We start from the raw sequence: 5473 nt of genomic DNA, 5'->3' as shown, positions 1-5473 counted from the left end.
AATAACAGCCAAATCGGCTGATAGTATAACATTATCAGTAATTAAATAGTGTAATATTATGAATATATATAAAATTGAACAAGACTTTGATAATTACAAGTTCTTTGTATTCAAGGAAGATGATGAATTACATAAAGACCGTTTAAATTTCAAAGGTCAAACTCTTATCAATAGGTGGAAAGGGTTTAGTTTAGAACTGTTCAGAGATAAAAGGAAAAAGAAAGACAAACGAAGTGAGGACTTTGATGCATCTTGTTATTTTTCCGGTTGCCTGATAGTAAACGAAAGAACTTCTTTATTGCTCGCTGAAAAGCTGAAAGGACAAATAGAAGCTTTACCTGTTAATGTTGGCGGTAACACTTCAGACTATTATTTTATAAATGTTCTAAATACGGTAAAAGCCATAAATACAGATTCTAAGAGCAATGAAGAAATCTTAAAGATGATGAGAGATAATAACTGTGATTTTATTCTTGAAAATATAGGTTCATATATCATATTTCGGGATAGCCTATTTTATAGCAGTTATTATTGTACAGATGAATTTGTAGATTTCGTGAAGCAAAATTCAATCACTGGATTAAAATTTACGTGTGCAGGTATTGCTGAATAAATCACTGATAACAAGGTCGAGATAACAGCTAAACGCTGTTCCTCACCAAACCATTATCCGCAACTAAAAATCAAAAAGGAATATGAAAGAATTAGAAAACAACTGGATGAAAAAATGGGAATCGGTAAAAGAAAAAACCGTCTGCCCTGTTGACCTCAATACTTATTTTGAGCAAGAAGAAATTGCAGGAAAATCGTTAACGACGATTAATATCGGTTCTTGCGATTTGCCGAGTGGAAATCTTTTGGTACGAGATCCATTGGTATATCTCCCAAACAGAAACGAACGTCCATATTTTCAGAACGCTCCTGCGGGTAAATATGAAACGGAAATTTGTGTAATCAAATCTGACGACGAGGATTGCGACCGTTATGCCGCAGTACGTTTGCGCTTCAATGAAAAGCGGGCTGTTCGATTCTATGAAGCATTAGTTGGGAATGAAAACCTTGAAACATTGGAAGAGGGTGATTACTTTGGATTTTGTGTAGATGCTGGTTTAGGATGTGTATGTGATGAAATTATCCACCGTATTTATTGCGACTGGGATGAACAATGGCGCAAAGATAATCCCGATGATAATCCTTATGATGGATATTTTGCTGCATTATTCAAAGAAAACTATTATCTCCATCCAGAATATCAACGTGCAGGCGGAGACTGGTTAAATTGGCAAGTGCCGGGGACGGAGTATCATATTCCCATTTTTCAATCAGGGTTCGGAGATGGTACGTATCCGGTTTATTGGGGCATAGACGAAGGCGGCGAAATATGTCAGTTGGTAATTCAGTTTATTGATATAGAATTAGCCTATGGCAATGATGAAGAGAATTAATGTGCGGATAACAAGTAAATAAGCAACCCTAACAGTTGCTATTTACAACCCATTATTCTTCAAAAGAATTGGATATGAATAAAGGAAATACCATAGAAGATTTTTTTTGTAAGCAATTCATTAAGTCTGGTTATCAAGACCGTTTCTTTTTTGAACTGTCATCAAACAAAAAAAGAGTAAAAGCTATTAGTCGAATTTGTCATAATATGATGGATATTATAAATGAGAATAAGATTGTCGAGGTCTATAATTCTACGGATTTAATCCATTTGACAGATAGACTTCGTGAATTATCTAAAGAGAAAGAAGGATATTGCATCGGTTTTTTTGAGCTGGATCAAAAATGGGCAGATATATCAGAGGCTATAAATGCAGGAATACAGTCGAATTTTGGCTTTGCCATAATATTGTCTGATGGAATTGCTTGTATATGTGAAGAAACCGGTATAACCAATAGAAGAGCTGTAATATTACACTCCATATCCAAATTGAAAGAATAACAAGCGGCTCAACCTCCCCTTAAAGGTCGGTTAGCTGCCAAACATTACCGATTAACAATGACAATATGAAATGGTATAAAATATACTTGAATGGAGAAAATCGAATATGGAAGAAATGTATTACATATTCGTGGGAGTTTATATATGAAGATAAAGAAATTAATTTTCAAAGAATTATAGATTCATCTTCATCGGAAAGGTATCAAATAAAAGCTCTTATCAAAGGTAAGGGGCTAATCGCTAAAAGTATATCTGGATTTGGGCAAATAAGAATGCCAGAATTTGCTGAAGTCAGCCATTTGTTTCTTGTCAGAGAAGATATATTGAATATAAACGAATTGTCCTCCATAAAAGGAATTTCTTTAAAAAGGGTTTCAGTACATGGAGATTTCCCACTTGATTATATGGCAATTATTTTTAATGAAGTAATTGATTGTGTTGACAATATTCATTCCAAACGAGAAGAATTTGAATGCATGAGTACACTTGTGTTAGATATGTCTAAAATACCTTCATCTGTAGATGGGTTCTTTTTAAAAGGGTGGAATAAATACGGTTTTTATAAAAACATTGTCAATGAAAATATGAAAATGCAATTACTTCATTTGTATAAGGCAAATGAGTTTTTAAAATTTAAAGAAATAGAAATAAATGGCACATCGGTAACAAATGGATAAATCTCCGTAAGAGAGATTATCCGCCGAACATTAGTCGCTTGAAAAATAAAAAAAGAAAATGAGTAAGATAATGATATGGGTCGGTCAATTCGATTCCGAAGCTGACGTTGAGAAATATATGGATCAATCGGCTTTCCGTCAATGGTGGAAAGATTATGATGAAGACAATAAGGAACTTCGTTGCCAGTTCTGTAAGGAGCTTGGTGTAATGAACTATGATGAGGATTTTCTTATTATGAAATTCACATCTGACGGCTTGGCAGGATTACTTAACCTTATTCCTGCTGATACCCAAAAGATAAGTCTGTCGATGGCTGATAAAAATATTACAATGGCAAATGCTGTTATCTGCTATAATTGTCGTGAGGGTATATCTCCTAAGAAGGCAGAGAATGCCACAACCATGACTTATCTTGGTACGTTTGAGTTTGAACTGTCGCCTGAAGGTGTACAAGGGTCTAATGCTGGATTAGAATATATGATTTGGATTGGCACAACCGATAAAAGTCGGGAAGAATTTATGGAGTATTTCAATCAAGATGAATACATGAAAGAAATACGAGATTACAAAGAAAGTCGTACAAAGAAACGCCCAAATCCGGAACATCGCTGTCAGTTCTGTAAAGACATTAATATAAAGTATTACTATCCAGAATTTCTAACTGTGGAAATTAAGGATGAACCCGAAAATCCTTTTAATCTTGTTAGAATGATGATTGATAACAAACTTGTCCTTGACTGGTATATTGAGTCCGATATTGATGAATACCACATAAAGCCATCAAATTGTATTGTGTGCTATATACCCAATGGTTTCAAGGACAACAAAAGGAATCAGAAAATCTTTATTAAGAAGAAAAATTATGATTCATATGAAACACCTAAAAAATTTGTGGATGAATTAGACAGTTACAACGGTATTCAATATTTGGAAACTTATATTGCAGAATAAAGCGACTAACAAACGGATAATTTCCCTTAAAGGTCGATTATCCACTGGACATTACAAACTAAAAAGAATATGAGTGACCAAATAATTTTTGATGTTGACGGACTTATAGAAGCTCAAATCCGTCAGAGAGATAAAGACTACGCGAAAGTCTGTTGTCAGAACTTATTAAACTACGCATACGGAAAGGGGCTTTTGTGTGATAATCCATGTGATAATGAAGGAAACCTAATCATGCCTTCAATTATCAAGGAAAGTTCTTTAACAGAAATTGGTAAACATATTTTTGTTGAATTGCTATTTAAGTGGTTTGCATACACAGATAATGAAAGTGGAAAAATTGACAGAAAAAATAACATCAAAATGTTAGAGAAGTATTACAATCAACTTTTACAAAAGATTGATAGAAAATAGGTTGCTAACAAACAGATGAAACATTGAAGGCGGTTTATCTGCCGGACATTATAATAAATAAAAATCAAAGCATTATGGCAAAATATGAGTTGGGGGCAATTTATAAAATTAATGGTCGAAGTGGTGAATTGTATTATGTAAGACTTTTGACAAACGACTGTTATGGCGTTTTTTCATCATTAGAAGGCGAACTGAATGAAGAGACATTTGCTCAAACCCATTATCGTCTCTATTTTAGCTGTAACTCTTTTCCTATAAAACGAGGTATATGGGAAAAAGTCGTATCATCTCCAAACTGTACAGATATTGCACGGTGGCAACGCCCTCAATATTTAGCTAATTTTGCTAATTTCAACATGAAATTATTTCTTGATCAATGTAGAGTTTTTCATGAAGATGGGAACCTTTATCAATGTGAAAGTAAAGAGGAGTTTATTAGATTAGTAAAATCCGGTAAGATTTTATTTTGTTTTAATACTTATGAAATTATACCAGACTTTCTAATGAGGTATTACAAGGATTTCCCCAATAGCTATATTGTAAATAAAGATTTTATCCATAGTGGAACTTTGGAATACCAAAAAGAACAAACAAATGTATTAAAAGAATTAGGCTTTGATATTGGAAACTTATTATAACAAGCGGCTGAACATTCCTATAAAGGTTAGTTAGCCACCAAACATTAGACACCTCTAAATAAAATTATATGGTTGATAAAAAAGAAATATTGAATCAAATAGTGAATGTGTTGGAAAAACCTTTCGTTACACATGGTTTTCGATATGTACGAGGTGGTCGCTTTGTACGAAAGCTATCTGATGGAAACACAGAACAGCAATATCATATAACTTTCAGGAAGAAATACGGCTGTTTTCTTATGTCAATCGAGCTTATTGTTCAAAATAAAGTGCTATTAAAAGATTTTGATGTTTTATACAGAGAAACCTTAATCTTTGGATACCGGAATTTTGAAGATAATTTTCGGGATGAATGTATAAAAATGGTATTGAAACAAAAGTATGTAACTTTATGCGGACTTGGGGATTGGAGAGAACTTAAAGAGGAAAATGAATCGCTGGAAAGTTTCAATGCCAGATTTCGCCTCTGGTCACCCCCTTATTTTGAAGATTTGAAGGATTTGAATAACATTTTGGAAAAAGAAGGAAGTCCCACATGGCAAGAGCAATGTTTGACCAGCATAAATCTGTCTTTGAAATTTTTCAAGAAAACAGAAGATATAAACTGGATTATAAACAATACAGAATATCAAGGACTGTTCCTATTAAAGCAAATGGGGCGAGTTGAAGAAGTTGAAAATAAGTACAATTCGTTACTTGAAAAAAAGAGGAAATATGGGAATAACACAGAAAGCATAGAGTATTTCTATAAATTATTAATGAATAAAGGTGTCTAACAAGCGGCTCAACCGCCCCAAAGGTCGGTTATCTACCAACCATTAGTTGCGGTCAAAAACGAAATAAAAATGAA

At 33.5% G+C, this 5473-nt stretch carries 8 protein-coding genes; all 8 read left to right on the top strand.

Translation table 11 applies throughout. The features are described from left to right. Nucleotides 1-58 precede the first annotated feature (58 nt). The 8 genes from HMPREF2794_RS17220 (at nucleotide 59) to HMPREF2794_RS17185 (ending at nucleotide 5399) form a co-directional block, all read left to right on the top strand. Nucleotides 59-613, top strand: a complete 555-nt coding sequence (locus HMPREF2794_RS17220; RefSeq protein ID WP_070752028.1) for an imm11 family protein — start codon at nucleotides 59-61, stop codon at nucleotides 611-613. A gap of 82 nt (nucleotides 614-695) precedes the next feature. Beyond that, on the top strand, nucleotides 696-1445 hold the full coding sequence (locus HMPREF2794_RS17215; protein WP_004327342.1) for a DUF4241 domain-containing protein: 750 nt from the start codon (nucleotides 696-698) through the stop codon (nucleotides 1443-1445). A gap of 74 nt (nucleotides 1446-1519) precedes the next feature. Continuing rightward, the gene (locus HMPREF2794_RS17210; RefSeq protein WP_005681360.1) at nucleotides 1520-1945 is read left to right on the top strand and encodes a hypothetical protein; all 426 of its coding nucleotides are present in this window, start codon (nucleotides 1520-1522) and stop codon (nucleotides 1943-1945) included. A 65-nt stretch (nucleotides 1946-2010) separates the two neighbouring features. Then, a complete protein-coding gene (locus HMPREF2794_RS17205) occupies nucleotides 2011-2622 on the top strand; it encodes a hypothetical protein (protein ID WP_041926317.1) in 612 nt (203 codons plus the stop codon). A 58-nt stretch (nucleotides 2623-2680) separates the two neighbouring features. After that, nucleotides 2681-3574: an immunity 22 family protein gene (locus tag HMPREF2794_RS17200; protein ID WP_004319190.1), complete on the top strand. Its 894-nt coding sequence runs from the start codon at nucleotides 2681-2683 to the stop codon at nucleotides 3572-3574. 69 nt (nucleotides 3575-3643) lie between these two features. Beyond that, on the top strand, nucleotides 3644-3985 hold the full coding sequence (locus tag HMPREF2794_RS17195) for a hypothetical protein (RefSeq protein WP_004295473.1): 342 nt from the start codon (nucleotides 3644-3646) through the stop codon (nucleotides 3983-3985). Between the two features lie 74 nt (nucleotides 3986-4059). After that, nucleotides 4060-4623, top strand: coding sequence for a hypothetical protein (locus HMPREF2794_RS17190; RefSeq protein ID WP_004295267.1), 564 nt, complete (start codon nucleotides 4060-4062; stop codon nucleotides 4621-4623). A gap of 68 nt (nucleotides 4624-4691) precedes the next feature. Next, nucleotides 4692-5399 (top strand): hypothetical protein, encoded by a 708-nt coding sequence (locus tag HMPREF2794_RS17185; protein ID WP_070752026.1) that lies wholly within the window; start codon nucleotides 4692-4694, stop codon nucleotides 5397-5399. The last annotated feature ends 74 nt before the right edge of the window (nucleotides 5400-5473 follow it).

This window comes from Bacteroides sp. HMSC067B03 (assembly GCF_001811315.1).
GTDB classification, from domain to species: domain Bacteria; phylum Bacteroidota; class Bacteroidia; order Bacteroidales; family Bacteroidaceae; genus Bacteroides; species Bacteroides faecis.
This window is presented reverse-complemented; position numbering and strand designations above follow the sequence as displayed.